The sequence below is a fragment of the Phyllobacterium chamaecytisi genome (assembly GCF_020164455.1).
Taxonomy (GTDB): Bacteria; Pseudomonadota; Alphaproteobacteria; order Rhizobiales; family Rhizobiaceae; genus Phyllobacterium; species Phyllobacterium chamaecytisi.
This window is the reverse complement of record NZ_JAIQWW010000001.1, coordinates 185,196-210,739: the sequence shown is the minus strand read 5'-3', so window position 1 is coordinate 210,739 and position 25,544 is coordinate 185,196. Positions and strand designations below refer to the sequence as shown.

At 56.7% G+C, this 25,544-nt stretch carries 27 protein-coding genes and 2 pseudogenes; 2 read left to right on the top strand and 27 right to left on the bottom strand.

Annotated features, from left to right (window positions below; all coding sequences use genetic code 11):
* Positions 1-93 precede the first annotated feature (93 nt).
* The 4 genes and pseudogenes from LB462_RS00970 to LB462_RS31740 form a co-directional block, all read right to left on the bottom strand.
* Entirely contained in the window at positions 94-1,626 is a 1,533-nt protein-coding gene (locus LB462_RS00970; protein ID WP_224505558.1) for a Do family serine endopeptidase, read from the bottom strand.
* A gap of 136 nt (positions 1,627-1,762) precedes the next feature.
* Positions 1,763-2,344 (bottom strand): invasion associated locus B family protein, encoded by a 582-nt coding sequence (locus LB462_RS00965; protein ID WP_224505557.1) that lies wholly within the window; start codon positions 2,342-2,344, stop codon positions 1,763-1,765.
* 7 nt (positions 2,345-2,351) lie between these two features.
* Positions 2,352-3,011: pseudogene (locus tag LB462_RS31745) on the bottom strand (YadA-like family protein); the annotation flags it as partial.
* 246 nt (positions 3,012-3,257) lie between these two features.
* A pseudogene (locus tag LB462_RS31740) lies at positions 3,258-4,436 on the bottom strand (hypothetical protein); the annotation flags it as partial.
* Positions 4,437-5,395: 959 nt separating this feature from the next.
* Here LB462_RS31740 and LB462_RS00955 point away from each other — a divergent pair.
* Positions 5,396-6,286, top strand: a complete 891-nt coding sequence (locus LB462_RS00955) for an MBL fold metallo-hydrolase (RefSeq protein WP_224505555.1) — start codon at positions 5,396-5,398, stop codon at positions 6,284-6,286.
* Between the two features lie 103 nt (positions 6,287-6,389).
* A complete protein-coding gene (locus LB462_RS00950; RefSeq protein WP_224505554.1) occupies positions 6,390-6,959 on the top strand; it encodes a cytochrome b in 570 nt (189 codons plus the stop codon).
* Positions 6,960-6,962: 3 nt separating this feature from the next.
* Here LB462_RS00950 and LB462_RS00945 read toward each other — a convergent pair whose 3' ends face one another.
* The 23 genes from LB462_RS00945 to LB462_RS00835 form a co-directional block, all read right to left on the bottom strand.
* A complete protein-coding gene (locus LB462_RS00945) occupies positions 6,963-7,439 on the bottom strand; it encodes a cytochrome c-type biogenesis protein (protein ID WP_224505553.1) in 477 nt (158 codons plus the stop codon).
* On the bottom strand, positions 7,436-9,427 hold the full coding sequence (locus LB462_RS00940) for a heme lyase CcmF/NrfE family subunit (RefSeq protein ID WP_224505552.1): 1,992 nt from the start codon (positions 9,425-9,427) through the stop codon (positions 7,436-7,438). The genes LB462_RS00945 and LB462_RS00940 overlap by 4 nt, the downstream gene beginning before the upstream one ends.
* Positions 9,424-9,867, bottom strand: coding sequence for a cytochrome c maturation protein CcmE (gene ccmE / locus LB462_RS00935; protein WP_114432062.1), 444 nt, complete (start codon positions 9,865-9,867; stop codon positions 9,424-9,426). The genes LB462_RS00940 and ccmE overlap by 4 nt, the downstream gene beginning before the upstream one ends.
* Entirely contained in the window at positions 9,867-11,036 is a 1,170-nt protein-coding gene (ccmI, locus tag LB462_RS00930) for a c-type cytochrome biogenesis protein CcmI (protein WP_224505551.1), read from the bottom strand. The genes ccmE and ccmI overlap by 1 nt, the downstream gene beginning before the upstream one ends.
* A 299-nt stretch (positions 11,037-11,335) precedes the next feature.
* Entirely contained in the window at positions 11,336-11,668 is a 333-nt protein-coding gene (locus tag LB462_RS00925) for a hypothetical protein (protein ID WP_224505550.1), read from the bottom strand.
* 9 nt (positions 11,669-11,677) lie between these two features.
* A complete protein-coding gene (locus LB462_RS00920; protein WP_224505549.1) occupies positions 11,678-12,793 on the bottom strand; it encodes a hypothetical protein in 1,116 nt (371 codons plus the stop codon).
* Between the two features lie 111 nt (positions 12,794-12,904).
* Positions 12,905-13,345 (bottom strand): RT0821/Lpp0805 family surface protein, encoded by a 441-nt coding sequence (locus LB462_RS00915; protein ID WP_370637016.1) that lies wholly within the window; start codon positions 13,343-13,345, stop codon positions 12,905-12,907.
* Positions 13,346-13,415: 70 nt separating this feature from the next.
* Positions 13,416-14,717 (bottom strand): ATP-binding protein, encoded by a 1,302-nt coding sequence (locus tag LB462_RS00910; RefSeq protein WP_224506017.1) that lies wholly within the window; start codon positions 14,715-14,717, stop codon positions 13,416-13,418.
* 150 nt (positions 14,718-14,867) lie between these two features.
* A complete protein-coding gene (locus LB462_RS00905) occupies positions 14,868-15,536 on the bottom strand; it encodes a response regulator transcription factor (protein WP_224505548.1) in 669 nt (222 codons plus the stop codon).
* A gap of 34 nt (positions 15,537-15,570) precedes the next feature.
* A complete protein-coding gene (locus LB462_RS00900; protein ID WP_112528083.1) occupies positions 15,571-15,822 on the bottom strand; it encodes a hypothetical protein in 252 nt (83 codons plus the stop codon).
* Between the two features lie 93 nt (positions 15,823-15,915).
* Positions 15,916-16,134, bottom strand: a complete 219-nt coding sequence (locus LB462_RS00895) for a hypothetical protein (RefSeq protein ID WP_224505547.1) — start codon at positions 16,132-16,134, stop codon at positions 15,916-15,918.
* Positions 16,135-16,169: 35 nt separating this feature from the next.
* Entirely contained in the window at positions 16,170-20,012 is a 3,843-nt protein-coding gene (locus LB462_RS00890; RefSeq protein WP_224505546.1) for a baseplate multidomain protein megatron, read from the bottom strand.
* Positions 20,013-20,041: 29 nt separating this feature from the next.
* Positions 20,042-20,485, bottom strand: coding sequence for an NlpC/P60 family protein (locus LB462_RS00885; RefSeq protein ID WP_224505545.1), 444 nt, complete (start codon positions 20,483-20,485; stop codon positions 20,042-20,044).
* Positions 20,482-21,360 carry a phage/gene transfer agent baseplate hub protein gene (locus tag LB462_RS00880; protein WP_224505544.1) on the bottom strand — a complete coding sequence of 293 codons (879 nt, stop codon included), beginning with the start codon at positions 21,358-21,360 and terminating at the stop codon, positions 20,482-20,484. The genes LB462_RS00885 and LB462_RS00880 overlap by 4 nt, the downstream gene beginning before the upstream one ends.
* Complete coding sequence (locus LB462_RS00875; RefSeq protein ID WP_224506016.1) at positions 21,357-21,989, bottom strand: phage distal tail protein, Rcc01695 family; 633 nt, start codon at positions 21,987-21,989, stop codon at positions 21,357-21,359. Before LB462_RS00875 ends, LB462_RS00880 begins: the two co-directional genes overlap by 4 nt.
* 7 nt (positions 21,990-21,996) lie before the next feature.
* A complete protein-coding gene (locus LB462_RS00870; RefSeq protein ID WP_224505543.1) occupies positions 21,997-22,587 on the bottom strand; it encodes a phage tail tape measure protein in 591 nt (196 codons plus the stop codon).
* 8 nt (positions 22,588-22,595) lie between these two features.
* On the bottom strand, positions 22,596-22,802 hold the full coding sequence (locus LB462_RS00865; RefSeq protein ID WP_224505542.1) for a rcc01693 family protein: 207 nt from the start codon (positions 22,800-22,802) through the stop codon (positions 22,596-22,598).
* Positions 22,799-23,137 (bottom strand): gene transfer agent family protein, encoded by a 339-nt coding sequence (locus tag LB462_RS00860; protein WP_224505541.1) that lies wholly within the window; start codon positions 23,135-23,137, stop codon positions 22,799-22,801. Before LB462_RS00860 ends, LB462_RS00865 begins: the two co-directional genes overlap by 4 nt.
* Complete coding sequence (locus LB462_RS00855) at positions 23,137-23,547, bottom strand: phage major tail protein, TP901-1 family (RefSeq protein WP_224505540.1); 411 nt, start codon at positions 23,545-23,547, stop codon at positions 23,137-23,139. Before LB462_RS00855 ends, LB462_RS00860 begins: the two co-directional genes overlap by 1 nt.
* 29 nt (positions 23,548-23,576) lie before the next feature.
* Positions 23,577-23,987 (bottom strand): DUF3168 domain-containing protein, encoded by a 411-nt coding sequence (locus LB462_RS00850; protein WP_224505539.1) that lies wholly within the window; start codon positions 23,985-23,987, stop codon positions 23,577-23,579.
* Positions 23,984-24,139, bottom strand: a complete 156-nt coding sequence (locus LB462_RS00845) for a hypothetical protein (RefSeq protein ID WP_224505538.1) — start codon at positions 24,137-24,139, stop codon at positions 23,984-23,986. Before LB462_RS00845 ends, LB462_RS00850 begins: the two co-directional genes overlap by 4 nt.
* A complete protein-coding gene (locus tag LB462_RS00840; protein WP_224505537.1) occupies positions 24,136-24,471 on the bottom strand; it encodes a phage head closure protein in 336 nt (111 codons plus the stop codon). The genes LB462_RS00845 and LB462_RS00840 overlap by 4 nt, the downstream gene beginning before the upstream one ends.
* Complete coding sequence (locus LB462_RS00835) at positions 24,471-25,040, bottom strand: head-tail connector protein (protein ID WP_224505536.1); 570 nt, start codon at positions 25,038-25,040, stop codon at positions 24,471-24,473. Before LB462_RS00835 ends, LB462_RS00840 begins: the two co-directional genes overlap by 1 nt.
* Between the last annotated feature and the right edge of the window lie 504 nt (positions 25,041-25,544).

The following is a 25,544-nucleotide window of genomic DNA, read 5'->3' as shown; positions in this document are numbered from 1 at the left end:
CGGCAGAGTTATCGAAGGATCTGCCGCCCTATTGTGCTTTGGCGCTGACGGGGTGGGGGATGCAGCGCCGCCGCAACCCTTATCTCGTGTGGATCAACCCTGGTTGATAGGCAGAGCCACAAACCGCGACTGGTCGTTGGTCTGCACCTGGAGAAGAACGGCCTTACGCCCGGTCTTCGATGCATCTGCAATCGCAGTTTCAATTTCCGCACCGGTCTTCACCGGCTTGTTGTTGACCGAGACAATGATATCGCCCGTCGTGATACCCTTGTCGGCAGCATCGCCCTGGCGGTCGATATCCGTCACCACAACGCCCTTGCCATCATCGGATGGCATGACAGTCAGGCCGTAATCGTCGAGCGCCGAAGGTTTTGCCTGTTCTTCCTGCTGCGGAGCAGCATTGGCCTGCTGATCGTCCTGCGGGTATGGCTTGATCGCGACGTTGATCGACTTTGCCTCGCCCTTGCGCCAGACCGTGAGCTCGGCATCCTTACCGGCGCTGATTGCAGCAATCTTCTTGGCAAGATCACGCGGATCAGCGACCTTGTCACCATTAACTGCGGTGATCACATCGCCGGCGGCGACACCGGCTTTGGCTGCAGGACCATCGGCCTGAGGCTCGGCAACAAGTGCGCCTTTTTCTTCAGAAAGGCCAAGCGATTCAGCAATTTCCTTGCTGACTGGCTGGATCTGAACACCAATCCAGCCACGCGAAACCGTGCCGGTCTTGATCAGCTGATCGACAACATTCTTGGCGGTCGTCGCCGGGATGGCAAACGCAATACCAACACTGCCACCCGAGGGCGAGAAGATCGCCGTATTGATGCCGACCACTTCACCGTTCAGGTTGAAGGCTGGACCGCCGGAATTGCCGCGGTTGACAGCGGCGTCGATCTGCAGGAAGTCATCATAAGGACCTGCACCGATGTCGCGGCCGCGGGCCGAGACGATACCAGCCGTCACAGTGCCGCCAAGGCCGAACGGATTACCAACAGCCACGACCCACTGTCCGACGCGGACCTGGTTGTCGTCACCGAAGTTTACATAGGTGAATTTGCGCTTGTCATCGACCTTGAGCACCGCGAGATCCGTACGCTTGTCCTTGCCAATCAACTTGGCATCGAGCTCGGTGCCGTCATTGAGAACGACAGTATATGCCGAGCCATCTTCAACCACGTGATTGTTGGTGACGAGATAGCCGTCTTCAGAAATGAAGAAGCCAGAACCCTGTGCGGTCGGGCGAATGCGGTCCGGGCGGTTTTGCTCGCGCTGCGACTTACGCTGTTCCATGCCGCGTTTTCCCTGCTGACCCTGTCCAAACTCAAAGAAGAAACGCTTCATGGGATTGTCATCGGGAAGCTGGTCCATCCCGGGAAAGCCCGTGCCGTCATCGGCTGTATCGTGGATGGCGCTCTTGACGCGAACGCTGACGACAGCGGGGCTGACCTTTTCGACAACATCGGCGAAGCCGGGCTGCTGGGGAGCATCTACACGCACGGCCTCGGCCTGCGCCGGGACAATGGCGCTGAGCGGTCCGGTCGCCAGAAGCCCCCCGACGAGAGCCGAGGACAACAGGGCGGCGGCAATGCCCGCGCGGTAAACAGAGGACTTACGAATGTTCGGCATGAATGTATCTCCTTGGACATCTGATCGATCTTGGATCGTCTTGTAATACCAGTGATACAGATAGGAAGGTTACCCAGCCATTTCCGCATTATGACAAATTTGTAAGGTTCTGCGGAAGCTGGGTCAGCTTCACTCATCATTTTATTGCGGCAAGCGCTGCCGATAGGCCTTTCAAAGGCGCTTCAAAGACAAGGGGCGCTTCTGCGGTATCTTTATAGGATAGCTGCACGTTTGCCTCTTTAGTGATTTGCTCACGCAAGACTGGACCAACCGGTAAATACGTCACGCAAACATTGGCATCGCAGGCATAGGTCTTAGTGATCACCGGCGCGTCGCGTCCAGGAAATTTCAACGTGATAGGCTTGTTCTGGCCGAGGCCCGGACGAGTCCGCAACACCATCATCGGTTTGCCGCCCTCCGTTGCCGCGAGCGACCAACCAAAAGCAAACCGGCCTTCGCCGTCCAGAATTGTCTGGGTGATATTGCAAATCTTTTTCTTGGCCTTGAGGTTTTCATCGCACCGCAGTTCCCAGTTTTCGAAGGGCTGGATCGTGCGGCGATAGCGACCGAGTTCTGCTCCCTGCGGAACGCTCACCTCGGACGGCTTGATGCTGTAACCGGAATTGGAGAGCTCCTGTCCGGCCGCGGGTGGGCACGACAAACCGGACAGGAGCAGGCAAGCCAGCGAAATGGGGCGTTTCAAGGCTTGCCTGATCATGATGAGCTCAATTGAGCGTGAAGCTGATGCCGGCGCCGACACCGAATTCGCCGCCGCTCGCAGCGCCGGAAACATTCGCCCGCACCTTGCCGCTTTCACTGGTATAGCCAGCGCCGAATGCCGCGGCGCCCTGCCCTCGCCAGGCACCGCCGCCCATCGCGACGCTGATCTTGCCTGGCCTGTTGTCGTAACGAAGCGAGGATGCAGCCAGCCCGATCGCCGCCGCCTGCCTTGCTTCACCGCGCACCGAACCAATATCCGAGGAAAGTTCGGCGAACTTTTCGTCCGTGTATTGCTTGGACTGGTTGAGCGTGGTCGCAGCTGCACTACTGGTACGATTGTCCGTATAGCTCTTCGACTGGTCCAGATACTCGTTGTATTGGTTGGTAATCTTGGCAGTTTGCTCCTGCACGGTATCTTTCAGCTGCTTGACGTTCACCGCATCGGTGTCCGTCTTGCCTGCTTCAAGGTTGCTGATGAGCACAGGGGCATTGGGATCTGCGCCTTGTAATGTGACTTCATTGGTCTTGGTGCCATCGGGATTGAGCTTGTACTTGACGGCATTGTCGTCGAGCGTCTGCATCTTTTCATTGGTGGCATTCAGCTGCGCACCATTGACAGCGTCGGTGGACGTGGCGTTCACAGCACCCTGCTGAAGGTTGGTGATTTTCGTGCCGCCAGTCAGTCCGCCATCCGAGGATGCCGGGCCCTGCAGCTTGATAAGCGTCTTCGGATCTCCAGTCTTGCCCTCATACGTCACAGCGCGGTCGGTGACGTTTGTGATGTTGGTGATGTCAGTCCTGATGTTCTTGACGTCGCCTTCAACATTCGTGACGCGAGTGTCGATCTTGGTGATGTCCGTCTTGATGTTGTTGACATCTCCCTCAACAGTCGTCACGCGGTTCTCAACACCCGTCACGCGGTTCTCGACGTCAGTCACCCGAACATTCGTGTCGTTCAACTGCGAGCCATTGACGGCATCGGTTGATGTTGCGCTCACGGTACCGGCCTGCAGGTCCGTAATCCGGTTATTGCCACTAACCGCTCTGGTGGCTATGTCCGTATGGCCGGCCGTGAACGCTTTCTTGCTTTCGTCCCAGATCAGCGCGTCATTGCCCAACGCATTGAGCCGATCAGTGACATTGTCAGTTTTGGCGTTGACGATCCTGACACTGTTATCGAGCCCGCCAAGCGCGTCACCGACATTGTCGTGATCCTTGCTGGTTAGCGTCCCGTCCTGGTTGATGACAGTTATTCTGTAGGTCGGGCCGGTAAACACGCCGTTTGCATTCCAGCCCGCGCCACCGCCAAAGGCACTTGCCATCCCGAATATCTGCGAGCCGTTGATGGCCTCCATCGAGGTTGCGTTGACAGCGCCATTGCCGAGATTCGAGATGACTGTGCCATTTGCGCCGGCACCAGCGAGCTTGATCTTGCCGTAATCGACAACTTCGCCTGCGTCGAGCTCACCGTTGCCGTTCTTGTCATCCCAGACATATTTCACGGCCACATCGCCAAGCTTTTTTCCGGCGTCCGCCAGACCTTTCAACTGACCAACATTGACTGCGTCCGTATCGTCCGTGCCCGCCTTGACATTGGCGATCTTGCTCGTCGTTTCCGTACCATGCTGTGCCGAGAACGCTCCGGCGGTCGGATCCCACTGCAGCGCATCGTCCTCCAAATGATCAACTGATTGGATAAGGTCAACAATATTGTCCTCGGCGTAGTTTATCCGTGTCTCATTCGCTGTCACCCGCCCGTCGACCGTCTTCAGCTGACTGAAATTGACCGCATCCGTATCGGCAACGCCAGCCTCAAGATTGATCAGCTTGCGTGGTCCTTTTTTGCCCGCGATATCGATTGCCACTCCATCTAGGCCCACAGCAACCGTGATGTTTGCCCCCGGCCCCGCCTGCTGCACGAGTCCCGCTTTCCCGTTCGTAATATTGGTGATGTCGCCTGTGTTCTTGCTGATATTCGTCTCGTTGACAGTCACCCTTCCCCCCAATGTGCCGAGGGCCGAATTGGTAGCAAAGAGTTGCGAACCGTTGACGCCGTCTGTACTCACAGCATTGATCTGGCCAGCAGCCATATTGGTCAGTTGCCGCTTTTGGATTGCATTGCCGATACTGATTTGACTGTAGGCTGAATTGCCCGCGAAATTATATTGGTTGCCATTGATCGTCACATTTGCGGTCGAAGCAGCTGCAATGTCCGTGACCGAATTAAAGCCGATCGCCACACCACCAAGGAGATATGCTTTCGCATTGGCACCGAGGGCGACCGCACCGGTCATCTTGTCTTCCGCGAGAGCCCCGAACCCGATCGCAATGGTGTCCTGCTCGAGCGCCTTTGTTCCTGCGCCAATTGCAATTGCCCTCAGATCCGTGTCCGGCTTGTCGGTCTCCAAGGCACTGCCTGCCGGTGCGACAAAACCCGCCTGCGCATCGCGGCCGATAGCAATATTGTCTTTCGACGTACTTTGCGCACCGTTACCGACAGTGACTGAATCGAGACCAGCCCCTTTGGTATTCGCATCGCCGAATACGATAGGCATGCTGGCCTGGGCATGCGCCGTCCCGATCATTCCTGTCATCAGGATGAACCCCAGACTGCACGCTGCGAACGTTCCGACAGAACCCGGCAGGCACTCTGACTTGGAATATGAACTTAATTCAAATATCAATTTTCTCATTATCAATCTCTCTAAAATATTTAATGTGAATAATATGCGCGCGTTAATGGTGTACTTCCGAAATATACTACAACTTTTAGGTGTAGATATCGGTATTTACATGTTAAATCGTAATGTGAGCTGCAAAATTTTGGGCGGCTGTATATATTGTTAATGTAATATTTAAACTTCTGTGTCGCTCAGATATAGCAATCTGATATATGACGCAACGAAAATAATTAGTTTACACGCGTAATTTTTTATTTTTTGACAATATATGATCCGTTGTTGCGCCAATCCATATACTGTAGGTTGAATCCTTCGCCTTTCGCCGAGAAGTTCGATTAGTCATTGTCATCATTTGGAGTTTAATCATCATGCCGCCGCTCGGATCAACTATGCGCGTTCACCAGCCCTATCCGGGGGTTCTCGCCTTCTATGATGGCCGGATGGAAGGCGTGCGGGCTTACTCGGACAAGCCAAACTGGCTTGACGACGGCGCCTACTCACTGGGTGTTTGTTCCTACGCGATCGTGTCTGGCGGCGAAGCGCTGGTCTACGACACCAGCATTTCGCTGCCCCATGCAAGGCTTATCCGTAAGACGCTAGAAGATGCCGGGGCCAGCAATATCCGGGTTGTGCTCAGCCACTGGCACGTGGATCACGTGGCCGGGAACGAGGTCTTTGCTGACTGCGAGATCATCGCCAACGAGTTGACCTTGCAGGCAATGCACAGCAATCGCGAGCGGCTGGAGAACGACAATCCGCCAATCAAACCGCTCATCATGCCGAACAGCACCTTTGAGACAGAGCTGAACTTGAAGGTCGGCGATATCGATGTGGAACTGCGTCGCGTCGACATTCACAGTCATGACGGGACGATGCTGATCCTGCCGCAGCGCAAGCTGATGCTGGCCGGCGATGCGCTCGAAGAGCCGATCACCTACGTCGCTGAGCCGAAACGGCTGGAACATCATTTGCGTGATCTGGAGCGCATGGCGACGTGGGATATCGAGAAAATCCTGCCCAATCATGGTGCGGAGGAAATGATCGTTGCGGGCGGTTACGGACCGGAATTGATCGCGGCCACACGCAATTATGTAACCAAGCTCTTATGCCTGCCCCACGAACCGGAGCTGGCGGAACAAGACCTCAGAACCTTTGCCGCGAAAGATTTCGCCTCGGGCGCGATCAGCTACTACGCGCCCTACGAATCCGTTCACGCGCGCAATGTCAGTGTGGTCTTGAAGGGCTTCGAGGAAGCCTGATTTTCGCCGCAAACCATTACAAATAATACATTTTACATTCTCGCCCGAATAATCGACGGTTTCGCGTGTTCCATTCCAGATTGCGATTTCAGGAGTAAATATCATGCCAGATCCAGGTGTCCGCACCGCAGCCGCGGAGTCAACGCGGCAAGTTTATGACAGGGGGACGATAATCCTGCATTGGCTGACAGCGGTCCTGGTGGTTTCGCTTTTTGCCAGTGCCGAGACGTGGGGGTTTTTACCAAGGGGAACTGCACTGCGCGGGGAATTGCAAACGCTGCACATTTCGCTCGGGATTTCGCTCGCCGCCATTATAGCGACGCGTATCGTCTGGCGCTTGGCGCTGGGGCGTCGGCTGCCGCCTGCAACGACCGGTCTTCAAGCAATTGTCGCCAAGACCGTTCATATCGCGCTCTACGTTTTGCTATGCCTGCAAGTGGCACTCGGCTTCCTGTTTCGCTGGGTGCAGAACGAGCCTTTCGCCTTCTTTGGCCTCTTCACCATCCCTCACGTTGCCCTAGCGCCAGGTCTTCGGTCTACTTTTGGCTGGCTGCACAACAACGTCGCCTGGGCGATCATCATTATCGCCGGAATTCACGCCCTCGCAGCGCTATTGCATCATTACGTGCTGAAGGACCGTGTGCTAACACGCATGTTGCCCGCGAAGGGCTAAACGTCAATCGCCCGGGGCAACGAATAGCTTCTTCAGCTGCTTTTTCTCGCTGTCTGAAAGCGGCGTCGTTTCCACAGAACTCGTACGGCGCCGGCGGATCGACAGGATGATCGCCACACCGCCCGCAAGCAGAACGATAATGGGGAACCCCCAGAGCAACAGCGTGCTCATCTGCAAGCGCGGCCTGAGCAGAACAAACTCGCCGTAGCGCGCGACGAGGAACGCCAGTACCTGCTCGTCCGTATCGCCGGCCACGAGCCTTTCGCGAACCAGAACGCGTAGATCACGAGCGAGATCGGCATTGGAATCGTCGATGGATTCGTTCTGGCACACCATACAGCGCAATTCAGCGGAGATGGTACGTGCCCGCTTTTCCAGCACGGGATTGGACAGCATTTCGTCCGGCGACAGAGCTTGCGCGCCAGTCGCAGCAAAGCAAAGTGCCAGGCCGAGGGCGAGAGCTGCAAACAGCGATCTCATGAGATGGCTCGCGCCGGTCGCGGCTTGCCCAATTTAGACTTGGCGGGTGCGCCGATGCGCAGACGCCGGTCGAGCAATGACATGCCGCCACCAATCATCATTACCACGCCGCCAAGCCAGATCAGCGTCACCAGCGGCTTCCACCAGATCCGGACCACGATACCGCCATCCTTGGCCGCATCGCCGAGCGAAACATAGAGTTGGCTGAACATGAATGTCTTGATGCCCGCCTCGGTCGTCTGCATCTTGCGAACGGGGAAGAAACGCTTGGCCGAGACAAGATCGGTCACCGGCTGCCCCTCGTCGTTCAGGATTGTGAACTTGCCCTGGTCCTCGGTGTAGTTCGAACCTTTGACAGCATCCACGCGATCGAACCGCAGTGTATATCCACCAGCTCTGATGCCGTCGCCCGGCTTCATCACCAATACGCTTTCAGTTGCAAAGGTCGTCGTGGCAACAATGCCAAGCAGCGTGATGCCAAGGCCGAAATGCGCAAAGGTGGTGCCAAATACCGAGCGCGGCAGGCCCATGATACGCTGCGCCATCCCACGAAGGGAGGTCTTGCCGATGCCGGCCTTGAGCGACAGATCGGTCACTGCGCCGAGCATCAGCCAAACAGCAAGGCCGATTCCGAAGGCGGCGAGCACGCCGGAAGCCGAGGTCTTGTAGAGGACGAAAGCGACGACAAGCAGCGCCACAAAAAAAGCCGTCATCAATCGCTGCGCTACGGCGAGGATATCGCCGCGCTTCCAAGCCAGCAGCGGTCCGAATGGAACGGCTGCAAGCAGCGGGATCATCAACGGGCCAAATGTCAGATTAAAGAACGGTGCGCCAACCGAGATCTTCTCGCCGGTCAGCGATTCCAGCAGCAGAGGATAGAGCGTGCCGATCAGTACGGTAGCTGCTGCGGTGGTCAGAAACAGGTTATTGAAGACCAGCGCGCCTTCGCGCGAAATCGGCTGAAACAGCCCGCCGGGCGCCAGCGTCTGCGCCCGCCAGGCGAAGAGCGCCAGTGATCCGCCAATGAACAGCACAAGGATTGCCAGGATGAACAGGCCACGCCCCGGATCGGTGGCGAATGTATGGACTGAAGTCAGCACGCCCGAGCGAACGAGGAATGTACCAAGCAGCGACAGGGAAAAAGTCAGAATGGCAAGGAGAACGGTCCAGATTTTCAGCGCCGATCGCTTTTCCATGACGAGCGCCGAATGCAGCAGCGCCGTACCCGCGAGCCAAGGCATGAATGACGCGTTTTCGACCGGATCCCAGAACCACCATCCACCCCAGCCGAGTTCGTAGTAAGCCCAATAGGAACCCATGGCGATGCCGCCGGTCAGGAATATCCAGGCAGTCAGTGTCCAGGGACGCACCCAGCGTGCCCACGCAGCATCTATCCTGCCGTCGATCAGCGCTGCCACCGCAAAGGAGAAGCAGACCGAGAAACCGACATAGCCGAGATAGAGCATCGGCGGGTGTATCGCGAGGCCGATATCCTGGAGGATGGGGTTTAAATCCTGGCCTTCGATGGGGGCCGGATTGAGCCGCGCAAACGGATTGGACGTGCCAACGATGAACAGCAGGAAAGCGCTGCCGATCCAGGCTTGCACGCCGAGGACGTTGGCTTTTAGCGTTGGCGGCAGATTGTTACCGAAGAAGGCGACGAGCGCTGTGAAGAAACTGAGGATCAAAACCCAAAGCAGCATCGAGCCTTCGTGATTGCCCCACACACCCGTGAATTTGTAGAGCAGCGGCTTTTGCGAGTGTGAGTTTTCAAAAACGTTCTGCACGGAAAAGTCGGAGAGAACGTGCGCGGAGGTCAGTGCCGCAAAAGACAGCGCAATCAGGGCGAACACAGTAAACGATGCCGGCACCGCAACAGCCATCATGCGATCGTCATTGCGGCGTGCGCCAAGCACCGGCAGGACAGCCTGGATAATCGAAAGCGCCAGGGCTAGCACCAGGGCGAAATGTCCGAGTTCGACGGTCACTGCTTGCTCCCTCCCTGCCAGACACCCTTCGCTTTCAGGCTATCGGCAACTTCCTTCGGCATATAGTTCTCATCGTGCTTGGCAAGCACACTGTCGGCCACAAACGCGCCGCCGGGCATAAACTTGCCTTCGATCACGACGCCCTGATCTTCACGGAAAAGATCTGGCAGGATCCCATCATAGGTTACGGGAACGCTTTTGACATGATCGGTGACAGAAAAACTGATCCTCGTGCCATCGCCGCGTACGACGCTGCCCTTTTCGACGAGCCCGCCAAGGCGGAAGCGCGACTCCGATTCCACATCGGACGTCTGGATGTCGGACGGCATGCGAAAGAATGCGATCTTCTGCTGCAGCGCGAATAGCACCAGTGCCGCTGCGACCGCCAGGACGAACAGCCCTCCCCCGATCACCGAAAGCCGCTTCTGTTTGCGCGTCATCAATTGTTCTCCGGTTTATCCGGTTCGTCGGCAAGGCCAAGCTCGTTGGCCACCGCATCGAGCCGCGCAAGCTTGTCTGCACTCAGCACCTTTCTCGCCCGGCCCAGCGCTTCCAATGCATCATTGGGCCGATTGAGAACGACATAGGATCGGACAAGCCGCTCCCAGCCTTCAATATCATCAGGCGATTGTTTCAATTTTTCGGCAAGGTTCGCGACCATGCCCTCGATCATCGCAGCCCGGTCCTGGTTGTTCATGCCGGCAGCAGCCTCGACCTGCGAGGCGTCCGGTCCGGTTTTCTCGACATCGCTGACGTCCGGCGCATCACCGGCGATCTCATGATCTAGCCTCGTCAAGGCGGCTTGTGCCTGATCGCGCCACGGAACATCCGCAGGCGCTTCCGCCAACAACTTGCGGATAAGGTCACGCGCCTCTGGCAGGCGGCCCTGCTGCATCCAGCCATCGATGATATAAAATTGCGGCCGCATGTCTTTTGGATCAAGCGTCATTGCGCGCTGGAAGGCTTCCTCCGCGCGGGCGGTGATCTTACCACCAGTCTCTGCAGCCAAGGCTTGCCCCAGGCCGAGTTGCCGGCCCGCACTGTCTCCATTCAATCTTATGGAGTTCTGATAGGCGGCAACAGCATCTCCGGGCCGCCCCATCCGCATATAGATCGGCGCGAGCACTTCCCAGCCCTGCCCGTCATCGGGATTGAGCGCAAGATGCGCCTCGGCGCGGGCAACCAATTCGGCTGGCGTACTCTGATCCGCCGGCTTCGCAAGCCGTTCAGCCAGCGGCTGGGCCGGCAAATCCGGAGATCCGAGCTTGGTGTATATACCCCACGAAATCAACGGGATGGCAAGAACAGTTGCAAGCGTAAGCCATTCGCGAGTCGCGCTTTTCGTTGACCGGACAATCGCCTTGTCGTCCTCCACAGCCTTGGCCGATTTGAGAAGGCGACGGCCGATTTCGGCGCGTGCCTGTTCGCTGCTGACGGGGTCGATAAGACCGCGCTTTTCATCGGCTTCGAGTTCGCGCAGCTGATCGCGATAGACCTCGACATCATATTGATTGTCCGACACGGGCGCTTGAACGCGTCGCGTCAATGGCAAAAGCACAAGCAGCGTCGCAACTACGGTCAGAACAGCAGCGGAAATCCAGAAAACCATGGCTGAGACATACCCCCACCCCCGCGTAAAATCCAAATGGATTTAAATTGATAGGGCAATTCGCCGCAAAGGTTGGCGGCGTTCATAGCTCCAGCGGGAATGGGGTGCGCTCCCAGATGTGCTCCATCTTGTAAGCGTTGCCCACTCACGACGCGATACCTTAGTGTAGAGGACGATGAAACTGATCTTGCGCCCTATCGCCCAGTTGCATCCCATATCGCTCAGTCGCCGCCACACGGATGGCCGACCAGCGCGAGGTCATTATCTGACGCTATGAAATGGTAGATCGCGTTTGCTTTCTATTCTCCACGTGGTTGCCATTGATTTGTTCGCAATCTAACGAAAATGTCCGACCTAGCCTGAATTGCAGCGAAATACTCGGGATATTTAGCGGCATCTTCTACATATAGAATGAGAGGATACTCGGGGAATTCTTCCTCTTCAATTTCACCATCTTCGATATTTGCATTGTGTCTCAGGTATAAATAGTCCTCAGGAAAAGGTAGACTGTAGTACTCCCCCATATGAAGTCCCTCTCTCGCTTGAAGTTCTCTGTCAAGTATATCTTCGAGTATTTCCTTTATCTCCTCCATGTCTTCGTTTTTAATACCAAAGAGCACGTCCGTTATCATTGCTTTTCCCTACGGTTCGATCCTCAATTCAAGTCTTATATATTCACCTGGTCGCAACGCCACATCCTGTTCCGAGCGGTAAATCATGAAACTGACATTACGTCCTGTTTGGGCGTGGAGGGAACGCTTCAGGTTCCCAATCCCCAATACGTCGAGAACCTCCTTTTTCAGTGGCGCAGTCCGTGTCCGTTCCGTCCGCATTGGCGTCCCAAAATCGTTCAATCTCCGCCACATGGACGGACTTACCAATGCGAGGTCGTAGTCACTGCGATCGGCGCCGTCGAAGGGCGAATTCTGTTTGAAATTTCGCCCTGTCACAGCGCTACCACGGATGAAAACATTGACATCGTTATAGCCCGCATCGCGAAGGCCGTCTCTTATACTTTGGCGGAATCCCGTATAGTTCTGCACAGTGCGAAAGCCATAGGGCGTCCATTCGTAAACCGGTTGTGCACCGCGCCCAAGCTCCATCATCCGGTATTCCGCTTCGCGGGTTATCCGCTCATTGTTACGGATTTCACCTTCGGCGCTGTCATAGAGGCCAGGTCGTGGCTTCCAGTTTGGATCGCGTTCTTGTACCCGGCGCACCGCCGCCTCAGCATTCATCGCCGAGAGTTGGATACGCGTCTCTTCCTGCGGCGTCGTTTGAATGCGCCGTCCGCCAATCATCCGGCCGGATGACGATCCACTCCGCCGGCCACCACCACCCGTTTGCGCAAGTTGAACCGACGTCCCATCGGGCGTTGTCAGGCCGGTCTCCGGCTTTTTCGCAATCGCGCCACCAAACCGCCCACGACCGGAGACGAACCGGGAACCGCCCGCTGCGGTTCCCCCAGTTCCACCACTTCCTCCACCGTCGTCCGTCCACTGTCCGCCATCGGGGTTGCCGGCGGGCACGCGTGGTTGGTCCGGGCGATATTTCAATGCAAACCAGAGCTGGAACGGCTCATAAAGCGTCGACCAGGATTTCAGCTCACGATTTTCTGCCTCTAGATTTGCTATCCATTGCCGGTTGTCCCCGCTTGGATTTGCCAGCTTCAAGGCAGCAAGCAAAACCTCATTCGCCTTGATGTTCGATAATAGACGGAGTTGATAGGAATACCCGTTCAATGCTGAAGCAGCCATGAAAATGAAATCCTGAAATGATGGAGAAAAAAGATCGAATAAATGCAATCAGCCGCGAGGGTTGCTCGCGGCTGACTTCGTCCGATTAAAATGAGATTGGCTTGCCAGACTTTACGTCAGCGGTGTCCAGCTGCCGTCCTCGTTCCGGCAGGCAGTACCGCGCGCTGATTGCGGGGTACCGTCGATCCGCACGGTATGCGTGTATTGCCGGCAATTTTGCGAGCCGACCTGATAAGGCTGCGCCGCGACGACCTCACCTGAGTGGCTGCCGCTGCTGTTTTTCCATTCGACCGTCTTGCCGGCAGGAGAATATTCAAGCGCCTGGTATTCGGCTTGCAGGGCCCGCTTGCGATCCGATGCGTCCAGAGATGGATTGTTTCCGATCAAACCATTGCCGAGTGCTGCGAGAACCCCAGTTGTGGCGGGTTGTTTGGAGCCACCCGTCAGTTTGCTCAACGTGCTTCCGCCATTGCTCTTGGGCGCCGACGTCGTGGAACATCCCGCCAAAACAGCGGCGGCAAGCAGGGAAATGACTATATGGAATTTCATCATCGGTCCGTTTTAGGGTGTCCTTTGTAGTGGCCTTTTATGGCCTGATTAGTCGCTCGCTTGCAAGCTCGATTCAGGTAGCCGCAACCGGAAGTGTAAGCCGCGCAGCCAGACCACCGAGCTCGTGGCTCCGCTCCAGCCGCAGCGTACCGCCATATTCCCGGACCGTGTCGTTGACGATCGAGAGACCGAGGCCTGTCCCCGGCTTGCTTTCATCCAGTCGCTTGCCGCGTGTCAGCGCGTCCTTGATCTGCCTTGGCGCAAGACCGGCCCCATCGTCCTCGACGCTGATCTCAAGCCCGCTATCCACCTTCGCGAGCGTAAGCCTGATAACACTGCGGCCCCATTTTCCTGCATTTTCCAGAAGGTTGCCGACGACTTCTTCGAGGTCCTCCTGCTCACCGGCAAAAATCGCATCATCCATGTAGTTGTTAAACTGAACATCCATTGAGGGATTGAGTTTCGTGGCGACCCGCACCAGGCGGGTGAGGATCGGGGTGACCGGCGCACGAAATACCACGCTGTCGCGCTGTGCGGCTATGCGCGCGCGCTGGAGATAGTGCTGTACCTGGACCTGCATCGCCTCGCTCTGCTCGGCGACAATTCGCCCTTCGCTCCCGCCGATCGTCCGGCTTTCATTTACCAGGACGGAGAGCGGCGTTTTGAGCGAATGCGCCAGATTGCCGACCTGAGTGCGCGATCGCTCCATGATGCGGCGATTATTATCGATCAGCGCGTTCATTTCGCGTGCGAGCGGCGCGATTTCGTCGGGCAAGCGTTCATCCAGCCGCGAGACCTTGCCTTCGCGGATATCGCCGAGGGAGCGGCGGACACGGTCGAGCGGACGCAGACCGAACAGGATCACGGCCGCGTTGATCAGCGTGCCACCAAGAGCAAATATACCGAGATAGAAATAGAGGGTGTTACGGAAATGGGCGATTTCGCCTTCGACCTCGCTCAGATTTCCCATGACCCTGAACCGGGCAACGCGGTTTTCTGCGTCAAGAACAACTTCGGTTTCGACGACGGAAAGCTGCTGGCCGTTGGGACCTGGTTCTATATAAGAGCGTTGAAAAGACGTATCGAAGGGAACATTGAGTGTCGAGGGCGAGTCTATCTCCCGGTCGCCAAGCGAGACGGATTTGAGCGAACCCTTCAGATTGTCGGCGACAGGTTCGACTGACCAATACCAGCCGGAAAGCGGGCTTGAATAGCGAACCTCCCCCGGGTCCGGACGACCGGCAAGTGTGCCGTCATTGACGCTGACCGAAGCGATTACGCTGAAGAGATGGGCGGAAAGCAGCTGCTTGAAGCTCTGGAGGCGTGATTCGCCGTAGATCGTCGAAATGATGGTGGCAATGGCGACGAAGGAAATGATGGTCCACAGCGTCGAGAGCATGATGACACGCAGCGACAGGGAACGCAGGCTGGGAAGATAGCTGGTCAGCGGGATTGTCACACGTTGTCCTGCCTTTTGATGGCGTTCAGGAGGGTGGAATCGCCCAATGTTCTACGACTCGCTGTCCTACGACTTGTCCTGCGATTTGATCCTGTATCCCATCCCGCGGATCGTCTCGATGAGATCCATACCCATTTTCTTGCGTAAACGGCCAACAAACACTTCAATCGTGTTGGAATCCCGATCGAAATCCTGATCGTACAAGTGCTCGACCAGCTCGGTGCGGGACACCACCTCATCCATGTGATGCATGAGATAGGACAATAACCGGAACTCATGCGAAGTGAGCTTCAGTGTAGTACCGTTGACTGTCGCCTTCGAGGTCTTGGTGTCGAGCCGCAGTGGCCCGCAGGTGATTTCCGACGAAGCATGACCCGCAGCGCGCCGGATAAGGGCCCGCAAACGCGCCAGAACTTCCTCGATATGAAATGGCTTGGCGACATAGTCATCGGCACCCGCATCGATACCGGCGACCTTGTCGCTCCAGCGGTCACGCGCGGTGAGCAGCAGCACGGGCATAACGCGCCCATCCCTACGCCATTTCTCAAGGATGGTCAGTCCATCCATTTGCGGCAGGCCTATATCGAGGACCACGGCGTCATAGGGTTCGGTATCGCCAAGAAAGTGGCCCTCCTCGCCGTCGGAAGCCTTGTCGACCACATAACCGGCATCGGTCAAAGCTTCGACGAGCTGGCGATTAAGATCACGATCATCTTCGACGACGAGTATTCTCATGCAGGATTTCCCTTGCCGGCGTGGATCAGGCGGATCAGTTTGCTGGTACGGCGACTTCCACACGGCGCGGACGTTCGCCATCCTTGCCGGGGATCAGAACCACCACGACGCAGACTTCCTTGCCGTTCTGCACAACCGAGGTGGCCCGCGCAAGTGTCCCGCCTTGCGAATCGGCCACCCGTTGCCCCACAGAGGAGCAATCTGCAGCAAAGGCAGTGCCGGCGTTGAGGACGCCAGCGACCGAGATCAGGCCCGCAAGGGGCAGGGAGATAAAGAGGTGTTTCATCATGGCGTCATTATTATCGGTTGCTGTCTGAACGATGCATGAACGTTTGGTAATGTGACTGTCAGGATTGCCACAAGTTCACGCCTTTTAACACTATATTTCTTTACGTGTTATGAGCGTAGTGGCGCTGACGCGACCAAAAAGTGCAACAATACCGCTCAAGGCGGTCAGAAACTGCACAATAGTATCGGTGATCGCTCCCTGGTCGATGCCATCGGTGGAGATGTGAAAGAAGCTTGAACAGGAAAGCAGGATCGTCACGATCGACGCCCATACGGTTTTCGACAGATACCATGCTTTTTCAGTGCTCATCCTAAATTCCTTTTTCAAAACGGTTAACTTGAGAATCAATTAAAGTGCAGTTTGCGGCGGGCAGCCCGCCCCGGCCCGACTCTGGCTGATATCATCGCAACGCTGAAGTCGATTTCGGCCGTCAGGGTGCCAAGATCGAATTGTCGTTCAGAGAAACTGTATGTCCAGTTTGGCCCTTCCACATCAACGGATCGAACCAGCTTTTCATCCTTTCTTATTTCAACATGGTAAGCCTCACGCTCTTCGCCGAGCGGAATATCTGGCGCGAGCCAACTGTCTGCATCAATTCGTCCACGTCTTATCCAACTGATGTGGACGTCACCGTTCGGCGCGGTCCGTGACCGGATTTGCACGGGTTCGAGCGGCTGCAGAGCGCGCAACCCGCCCGTCCGTTGAACGGTACTGAAGAACTGATCGGTGAAATCCTCTCCGGAAGCGCCAATGCGCCAGGAAAGTTCGAGACCTGTCTCCTCCGATTTCAATCCGGCCGGGCCCACCGCATCAGTCATCAAGATGAACGGTGTGCCCGCAGGTCTTGACAGCATAGCCTCGCGCTCGGTACCGCACTGGCCGCGCAATAGCCCGCTCAATCGCCACACATCACTTTGCATTTCCTCTGCGTTGATAAACTGCAGCACCTCCCAATTGCCGTCGGAAGTCGCCACCAGTGCAGAGTTTGCGCCGCTGAATATCTGCGACAACGAAGTTGAACTCAGTTCACCGTGGTAGAGCTGCACGTCGAGCGCCCGTCCGTTCAGCAATCGGCCGCTCGTTCCACCCGCCAGCGGCGCAATGAGCTCCCCCATTACTGCGCGGTTGGCAATTGAAGTTCGTTGCTTGAAATCAACTGCTTCGGGTGAAGCGTAAACACTCGTCCCGCCCCAGGGATCGGCAAAGGCCGCGATGCGAAACTGGTCCGAGGGCTTGTCCACGCCCGGCCACATCGGTAGGTCCAGAAGCTCGAAATATGGCCGCCCGCGAACCGCGGATTTTCCGCCATCGGCAGGCACCGGCAGCGCGCCTCGAACGGGATAGCGGACATGCTGCGGCAAGGCCCTGGCCTCGACCCGGCGTGTCGCCCCATCTTCGATAGAGGTCACGACGAAATCCGGCGCCGAGGTGTTGCCGGCAACTCTCACCCGATCACCCGGCTTCAGGGCAGCCTGCTTCCAGGGCACTTCAAACGATGCGGTTCGCCGCGCGGCCCGGCGTGTCTGCAACGCCTCCTCAGCCAGCGATTTCGCCTGCGCCGTATCGATCATGCCCGGGAGTCCGATGTTTTCCGTGCCTTTGCCGTCGAGGCGCTCGGCAAAACTCATCGCTGCCTGGTAGTCCAGCATCGGGTCGCGATAGCCTATTTCGATACGTGCAGGCTGATCCGTGAGTTCCTGCATCCGCCAGATAACCGGTCCGCCTTCCTCCTGTTCCACAAATTCATCGATGAGCGGCGCCGTGGCATCCATATGCGCCGTGCTCCGGAAAACCAGGCTGTTGCCGCTCTCGAAACTATCGACACCGTAAAGGGCAAGCAGGGGCTCGATAGCGGCTCGGACGCTGGTCGGTTCTTCGATGACGTAGCCGCTGACGAAACCATCCACAGGGCTGGTATCAATATTGGCCATACCGAAATCGCGAAGAATTAGGTCCAGCAGTTCATCAAGAGCGACACCGGACACCCGCCCGTTGAGCCAGTGTCCCGTCGTCCAGTTGTCTCCGTCGGACCAAAGCGACCGGTTCAGCGGAAATTCCGGATAGGGCCGTGTATCCCAGGCCCAGACGTACAGGCGATCCGGATCAAGCATGGCGCCGTTGTTACCACTGTTCCAGTAATTGAAATGCGCGCGCAGGAAGCGGTTTTGCGCAAGATCGCTGCGTCCGTGGTCGGAACAATAGGGATAAGCGCCCTCGGACGATTTCATGTCCGGAAAGACATTGGGTTGATTGGGGCCCTTGTCGGCGGCCGGGGAGCCCAATTCCGTCAGCCATAATTTTTTTCCTTCGGGCTGCCATGCTGTCGGCACCGTGCTCTCGACACCTCCCTGCCGGTTATAGTGTTTGTTTTTCCACCAGGAGTTGAGATCCTTGTAACGATAGACCCAAGGCTTCCCGGCCCCATCTGTGATGGGCGTGCGCGTCCGTAATGCTCGATTATCAGCCGATTTATAGTACCAGTCGAACCCTTCTCCCGAGGCGATCTGACCTTGCAAAGCGCCCAGATCATAGGGCGAGGTAAACCCGTCCGGATTTGGAACACTGTAATCCTCATCGCGCCAGTCGCTGAGCGGCATGTAATTGTCGATGCCGACTGCGTTGATCGCCGGATGCGCCCACAGCGGATCGAGATGGAAAAATACGTCACCAGATCCGTCTTGCGGATGGTGACCGAAATATTCTGTCCAGTCGGCACCATAGGTTAGTTTGCAATCTTTGCCGAGAATGCCGCGCACGTCACTAGCCAGATCACATAGGGCGTTGACGAAGGGAAAGCCGTTGGACTGATCCCTGATCATCGTCAGCCCGCAAAGTTCGGATCCGACTATGAAGGTCTCTACTCCTCCCGCACACACTGCCAGGTGGGCCAGATGCAGGACCAGCCTGCGATAGCCCCAGTCGTCCTTGTTTCCTCGATAGCTGACCAGATCGTTTTTGATCCGGAAATCGCTGGCTTTCACGCTGCCAAGAAACGTTTTGACCTGGGCGGCGGCCACTTCGGACTTGTTGGGGCTGCCCAGTTGGTAGGGCGCAGGGTGACACGTGATACGCCCACGCCATGGATAAGCCCCTTGCCGTGGTCCTCCATATGGATCCGGCAAATTATTGTCGGCGCGAATGTCCATCATCACGAAAGGGTAAAGGGTGACACTCACGTTTCGCGCCTTGGCATCGCGAATAGCATCGATAACGCTTTGATCGGAAGGCGTCCCACCATAGGCCGCGCCCGTGCCAGCGCGCGAAATGAGATGAGCCTGTGACCGCGAGACCCCGCCTGCCCTCCAGGTACTACTTTCCTTGTATCCGGACTTGTCCATGACGCCGGGCTTGATTGCGCAGTTCGCTGCACGCAAATCTGCGCCGAACCAGGGCACCACAATGGCGACATGTTTTAGCGAAGGACAAAGGTGCTGGAGTTCATCCATTGAGGCCTGCCAATCAGTAGCAGCACGCAGGCAATTGCGGTTCAGGCTCTTTGTCTTACCCTTTGATGGCTCACTGGTAACCAGTTGTGGGGAAAGTCCAAACTCCGTTGCACCTGGAACCAGGGCCACCGCTTTCAGATTACTCGCGACGCTGCCCACCGCTCGGACGACTTCGAACTGGAACTGCGGAATGCGATTGCCATAATCGTCCAGCGCGAAGCGATCGAACACGACATAGGCCGTGTTGCGATAGGCGGGCGCGTTGCCTTGTCCCTGTTTCGCTTCGATCAACGGGTCAACCGGTTGGCTGCTTGTACCCCCATAAAAACGGATCGTGCACCGTGTCTGGTCGAGCTCCTTTCCATCGACCCAGATGCGGCGGATCATGCTGATCGGCTCTTCAGCGACGGCAATCGCAAAATTGGCAAAATAAGTATATTCGGTGACTTTCGGCCCGCCTTTGCCACCCTGACGCGAGGTGGTTTTCACTTCCTCGAAGCGGGTTGCCCAGATAAGCGTGCCGCCCAACCGAACCGCACCATACACGCGTGGGAGCGCCGCGCCCTCCTCGGCGGACATTGGCCGCATCGAGGACATGCGCGGACCTTCGATCGTCTGCCCGAAAAGCGCCTGGTCGATGAGATAACCGCCGACCGACGCAACGGCCGAGGCAATCGCTGCAGTTATTGTTCCCGAGGTGGTAAGAGCACCAACTGCGGCAGTGAGAACAAGTGTCGCCATGCAATTGAATTCTTTCTGGAATTACCGAATTAACACTGGATCTGACTACGATCTGGAAATGCGAACACGCCAGCTATCCGCTTGCGCCATTGCGGGACCAGAGCCGAGTCCATAACGCTGTGGCCCTCATAGGCGTGAATGAAACGACCATGATCTGCGAGGATGCCGAGATGTTTGGCAGCTACACCATCGTGCCAGCGAAACACCAGCAGGTCGCCGGGTTCGGCCCCGATAATCGGTTTTTCCGTCATGTGCAGACGCGCCGCATCGAGCAGCGGATCGGCTGTGCCTGTCTCAGCCCAATCCATGGAATACGCTGGAACCAATTGCGGTTCCTGCCCGTAGAGTGCCCGCCAGATACCGCGCACCAGTCCAAGGCAGTCGCAACCAACCTTGCATCTCGATCCGCCGTGCCGGTAGGGAGTACCAATCCACTGGCGGGCTTCGAACAAAACTTCCTCTGCTATGCTCACGGCACCAGTGGCTTTCCATCGAAATTGCCCCTGCCATCGGCATAATTATAGGCGGCATCGTTGCCAGGCAGATGCGGAAACCCGCGAAAATTGGCGCTGTTGGCAAACTTCGCCTTGCATTGCGCGAAGCTCTTGTCGCAGCCCGGCAGCAACGCGAAACCATCCCCCAGCACGATATCGGGTATCTGTGCGTCGCGCAGGCTCAGCCGAATGCCATTGCCATTAGGCGCCTGATTAAGAACAACATTCGTACGCCCCGTACTGTTCCCGGACGTCCAGGTCAGCCTACCATTGTCGAACCAGTCGGCGCTTGGAGGTTGAAGCCCGGAAACAACGATCTCCCGATCCGATATGATCGTCGTGACGGTCCCCGCTTGATTTCCGCCCGCATAGCAACAGCGGTTATCGCCGAGTTGGGCATCGCAGTGGCGCGTGATCCGCCGGCCGCTGACCTTGTCGAAATCGACCGAGCTGCTTTTCGTTTCGGCCACGAACTTGCCGCCTGAACGTGTAATCGCGCCGATGCGCGCGCTGCGCAGGAGAGTGAATTGATCCGGCGACACCCAGTTGACGAGCCACGTTTCCACTGTTGCCGCGTCGAATGCCCCTCGCTCGATATCACTGTCACTGATGCTGGCCGACGAAAGGGCGCCTTCGATCTCCGCGCTATCTACCCCAAGCCCCAGCGAGTTGGTTGCTTCGCTGGCACTGAGGCCGGTTTGCGGCTCGCAAGCGATCCCGCTGACAAGCAATGTCCGATCATGGTCCGTGAAGCCGTATATCACACCGTCCTTTCGCCGGATGATCCAACAGAAACAATGTGTTGTGACTTCACCTGCAAGATGTGATTCAAGCGCAGGAGGAATTGCTGTCATGCCTTTACCTCGATGATTGGGATGGTCGGGATCTCGCCTGCCTTGAATGACTTGATGCTGATCGTCAGCCGGTCCGTATCGAACCGCGCCGGCACATCGAAGCCGAATCCCGCCGTCACTGTTGCGCCCGCTGGCGGTATTCTACCCGGCTGGAAGATAACCTTCCCGGTAGCCAGCTCGACGACGAAATCCAGCGCCTCTGTCTTTTCGACACCGTTTACCGCCGCACGAACACTGCCTCCCTGCGCCTTGGTGATTGGCCGCACGTAATCGCCGTAGTGTTTTACCAGCTGGAACGCGGCATTGGTCCCGTCGCCATTGCCAAGGAACTGGTCGCCCGGTGCAACCATCTTTCCGGACCGGCACGACAGATGATCGAACGGATCGCGAAAACGGAAGGCATGGAGCGAACCTCTCCGTGCCTCGAAGAACGTCATGACATCGTCGAGGTCGGCAAGCGATCGCAACCCCGTCCCCGCATCATAATGATGCCGCGACTGCGCCCAGCGCGAATTGCGCTGTTCGAAGCCGGAAGTCAGCGGGACGATCTCATTGCGCCACTCCGGCCCGCCGGTCGCGCCGAAGGAAACGCCAATCGGAAACCGGACATCGTGAAAAGCTGTCATGATCGGTTTCCTAAAAAGTTCTGGCGCCCTTGCGTGCCGCGCGGGCAAGCATGCCGGTAAGCTGAGCCTCGGATTTGCGGAAGGATGTGGCGTCCGGTGTCGACACGTTGAAGGTCACGTGCACCCCTGAGGCGCCACCCTGTGTGGCAACGCCAAGTCGCCCGTCTGCCCCACGCGTCAGGGGCATGATCGCCTCGGTGCCCGCTTCGCCCATCACGCCAAGCGACCCGCCTGCGTTGAAATACGTAGGGTTGGAAACAACGCCGCCCTTGGCAAAAAATGTCGGCCTGTCGGCAGGTAACGGGGGTGTGCCATAGAAGGCGCCGGGTTCCTTTTTGAAACTTCCGATGAAGCTGGAGAACAGTCCTGAAGCCAGATCCTGCAGGGGTTTCAACCCTGCACTCAAGCTCATATTTGCGATGCTCATAGCCAGCTGTTTCAAAACCTCGCCGAGATCCTGGCCGCTGACCGCGGCGCTTTTCAGCGAGTTCGTCAGCGTGCGACCGAAAAGCTCTGACTTTTTCTGCAATGCATCCAGGGCTGCGTCGATGCCGCTGGTATCACCTTTTACTTCAACCGTGGATTCAGGGTTGTCGGGCATTGCTTCTCCTATTGTTCATCCGGAAATGCTTGCATCAATTGCTCAAGAGCTGTGCGTGTTGGGACAACACGAACGGCGGGCCGATGGAAGGCTGCATTGAGTTCGCGTGGTGTCATTGCCCAAAACTCTGCGGAGGACAGCCGCAAGATGCCGAACCCCGCCGCCATCATGGCCGCCCAGGGAAATGGCTCGGTATGATCCTCGTTGATATTCAAAGCCTTGATCCGGCTTGCTCCGAATTTGATTCACCGAAGGTCGCGCTCAACAATTCGCCAACGATGCGGGCAAAGCCGGTTATTCCGCCATCAGCGCGCATCTGCGCGATTGCCTCCGGCACCAGTTCATTGCCGCCGCCACGTAGCCCGGCTCCGATGATTTTAACGATGTCGTTTGCCGAGAGTGCGCTCGTGGATAACCGTTTCAACAAGACGGCCAGATCTTCCGCGCCGAAGGCATCTTCCAATTCCGCAAGAGCCGCAAGTGTCAGGCACAGTGTCCATTCGCGGCCATCCAGGACCGCGCTGATCTCGCCGCGATGCCGGTTCACCATTATGCAATCTCCGTAAAGCGGAGGGGCCCCGCGGATTCCAGCGCGATCTCGAACGTGACTTCGCCATTGTACGCACCGCCATATTCAAGCGCTGTGATCTGAAACGGTCCCTGCAGCATGCCGAAATCCGGCAACACAATCTGCCAGACCGGGATATCGCCATCGAAAAACGCCTGCCGGAACAGCGCATCCGACTGCGCATCCTTGAATATGCCCCCGCCACCGACTGATGCGCGCTGGACTGCACCGCCAAGAAGCTCGCGCCAGCGACCGACTGCATCGGCGTCTGTCACATCAATCGTCTCGGTGTTGAAGGCAACGCGCTTCGACCGCAGGCCGGCACATGTCACATAGCTGCCACTAGCGTCGGCAACCTTCAACAGAATATCCTTGCCTCTCTGGGCGCTCATGAGAATTTCCTTTCGGATTGATTTTGAGTTCAGGCGGGGAGTTCTTCCGTCACGGCCCGGTAGCGAAGGATGCCGAGATAGCCATCGCGGTTGTCCTCGGCGCGCGCCTGGGAATACTGCAATCCCAGATTCGCCACCCTGTGCCCAACAAGCGTGAGTGCCGATTTTTCTAACAACCGCTCGATGATGTTCATGATCGTGAATACTGATTTTCGGCCGCTCGCCCGGTTCCAGATGTTAAGCGTAAACAGATGTTCGCTGCCCCGTTCGGTGCCTGTGCCCCAATCATAGATATTGGAGGAGCCGAGCGTCACGTAGGGAAACTCCGCCTTCTCCGGCACACGGTCATAGACCCGGCCCTCAATCAGTTTTTCGAGCGAGCCATCCGCCTTCAAAAGCGCGAGAAGTGCCTTCTGCAATTCCAGCCCGGCACTCGTCATGGCTTGGCCTCGTTCGTAGCCTTGCGGTTACGCTTCGAATTCGCAGCTGGATCTTTTTCAGATCCAGCAGTCGTATCTTCCGCCAGCTCGATCGCCTGCCAGCGCAAAGTCTGGATCAGATCGGCGACGGTCATCTGCATCGTGATCTTCATCGGCTCTCCTCGCGCACGCGGCAGACCAGATAGCGGCCGCTATCGTCGGGATCGTGCAGTGTCAGGATTTGAAAAATGCGGAGCCCCTTACGCAGGCGCATGGTGCTGGCGATGTCACTTCGCATCCGCAGTGTGATACGGTGCGTGATCTCGGGCAGGCCTTGCTCGCCGAGGATGCGCAGGCCGGACTCCATCGGTTCGATTTGCGCCCAGACGCTGGCGATCTCGACCCAGTTTTCCACGAGTTCGCCCGTGTCGTCGGCAGTGATTATGGATTTCTCAAGCAAAAGCTCGCGCGACAAACTGCCCGGATCAAGGAAGAGCGCCGGCATCAGAGCGATACCCTGCGCCAAAGCCCGATCGCCCGTTCAAAAGCCGGCGGATAGGAGACAGGCTGTTGCGCAGCGCCATAGACACCGCGAAACTCGTACCAATGCGCAACCAGCGTCATGATGGCATGGCGCAAGGCGTCGGGAACCTCGTTTCCGGTTTCACCGAAACCCGCAATGAAATCGATTTCTAGCCCGCTTAGGGGCTGGTCCGGCCGGTTGCGTGCCGCAAGATAGAGCCGCGCCGGCCTCGCGTGGGCACTGAGATGGAGGTCGTGCTCGGCAATCGAAACCGGCGCGCCATCTTCAATATATGCTGTCACAACAACGACGGAGCGAACCGGATATTTCGCGATCCGGACGACACCGCTTTTCGGCCAGCTATCGGGATAGAACCGCCAGGTCTGGTTGATCAGGGCGAGGCCGGTCTGCGCCTCGAGTGTTTCGCGCGCCGCCTTGATAAGGCCAGTCAGCAATGCATCTTCGCTATCACTGTCCAGGCGTAAGAATTGGCGCACCTCCGCCAGTGTCACCGGCTCAAGAGCCGGTGGCTTGATCAGTGTCATGGTCATGTTTGGGGTCCTTATCGGGGAGAGGACGTCGTCGTTTAATCTGTCGTTCAGGTCCAGACCAAGTTGGTTCGGACTTCATGCCTTCGCTCGGCGGAACTATCGAAGTGGATTACTATGAAGTTTTTTCAATATCTCTAAAAAATGCCACAATCTTATTTTCAATAAAGTGACTTATAGTTAGAGTACAGTTGTTCAGTTTTTTTATTTTATTTTTTAAGCGAGGAATCTCCATGAAACATAGTGAAAAAATATTCAAAAAAACTCTATGCTTTTTCGCAATATCGATTATATATTCTTTTTTTCTTTATGGATATTGACGTTTTCGATTGATGATTTGACAAATTTACATGAATTTTCTCATTTTGTGTATAGATTATTGCGCATTGCGCCTCAATCAATTTTTTTATTTATACTGTCGGTTGCAATGATTTTTTTAGACAGTACTGGAATTTACTATCGAGTGGTTGCATTTTTTTGGGAGTTTGTTTTTGGAATTGGCACAAT

Bases quoted from the DNA above. Each gene is read 5' to 3' on its own strand.
- LB462_RS00955 (WP_224505555.1), top strand. From the start codon at position 5,396: ATGCCGCCGCTCGGATCAACTATGCGCGTTCACCAGCCCTATCCGGGG.
- LB462_RS00890 (WP_224505546.1), bottom strand. From the start codon at position 20,012: ATGGCGACACTTGTTCTCACTGCCGCAGTTGGTGCTCTTACCACCTCG.
- LB462_RS00850 (WP_224505539.1), bottom strand. From the start codon at position 23,987: ATGACGAGTGCCGGGCTGGAATTGCAGAAGGCACTTCTCGCGCTTTTG.
- LB462_RS00840 (WP_224505537.1), bottom strand. From the start codon at position 24,471: ATGCCGGCGCTCTTCCTTGATCCGGGCAGTTTGTCGCGCGAGCTTTTG.
- LB462_RS00835 (WP_224505536.1), bottom strand. From the start codon at position 25,040: ATGACCATGACACTGATCAAGCCACCGGCTCTTGAGCCGGTGACACTG.
- LB462_RS00870 (WP_224505543.1), bottom strand. From the start codon at position 22,587: ATGCCCGACAACCCTGAATCCACGGTTGAAGTAAAAGGTGATACCAGC.
- LB462_RS00970 (WP_224505558.1), bottom strand. From the start codon at position 1,626: ATGCCGAACATTCGTAAGTCCTCTGTTTACCGCGCGGGCATTGCCGCC.
- LB462_RS00905 (WP_224505548.1), bottom strand. From the start codon at position 15,536: ATGAGAATACTCGTCGTCGAAGATGATCGTGATCTTAATCGCCAGCTC.
- LB462_RS00915 (WP_370637016.1), bottom strand. From the start codon at position 13,345: ATGATGAAATTCCATATAGTCATTTCCCTGCTTGCCGCCGCTGTTTTG.
- LB462_RS00855 (WP_224505540.1), bottom strand. From the start codon at position 23,547: ATGAGCGCCCAGAGAGGCAAGGATATTCTGTTGAAGGTTGCCGACGCT.
- LB462_RS00920 (WP_224505549.1), bottom strand. From the start codon at position 12,793: ATGGCTGCTTCAGCATTGAACGGGTATTCCTATCAACTCCGTCTATTA.
- LB462_RS00895 (WP_224505547.1), bottom strand. From the start codon at position 16,134: ATGAGCACTGAAAAAGCATGGTATCTGTCGAAAACCGTATGGGCGTCG.
- LB462_RS00900 (WP_112528083.1), bottom strand. From the start codon at position 15,822: ATGAAACACCTCTTTATCTCCCTGCCCCTTGCGGGCCTGATCTCGGTC.
- LB462_RS00950 (WP_224505554.1), top strand. From the start codon at position 6,390: ATGCCAGATCCAGGTGTCCGCACCGCAGCCGCGGAGTCAACGCGGCAA.
- LB462_RS00880 (WP_224505544.1), bottom strand. From the start codon at position 21,360: ATGACAGCAATTCCTCCTGCGCTTGAATCACATCTTGCAGGTGAAGTC.
- LB462_RS00945 (WP_224505553.1), bottom strand. From the start codon at position 7,439: ATGAGATCGCTGTTTGCAGCTCTCGCCCTCGGCCTGGCACTTTGCTTT.
- ccmI (WP_224505551.1), bottom strand. From the start codon at position 11,036: ATGGTTTTCTGGATTTCCGCTGCTGTTCTGACCGTAGTTGCGACGCTG.
- LB462_RS00925 (WP_224505550.1), bottom strand. From the start codon at position 11,668: ATGATAACGGACGTGCTCTTTGGTATTAAAAACGAAGACATGGAGGAG.
- LB462_RS00845 (WP_224505538.1), bottom strand. From the start codon at position 24,139: ATGAAGATCACGATGCAGATGACCGTCGCCGATCTGATCCAGACTTTG.
- LB462_RS00860 (WP_224505541.1), bottom strand. From the start codon at position 23,137: ATGGTGAACCGGCATCGCGGCGAGATCAGCGCGGTCCTGGATGGCCGC.
- LB462_RS00965 (WP_224505557.1), bottom strand. From the start codon at position 2,344: ATGATCAGGCAAGCCTTGAAACGCCCCATTTCGCTGGCTTGCCTGCTC.
- ccmE (WP_114432062.1), bottom strand. From the start codon at position 9,867: ATGACGCGCAAACAGAAGCGGCTTTCGGTGATCGGGGGAGGGCTGTTC.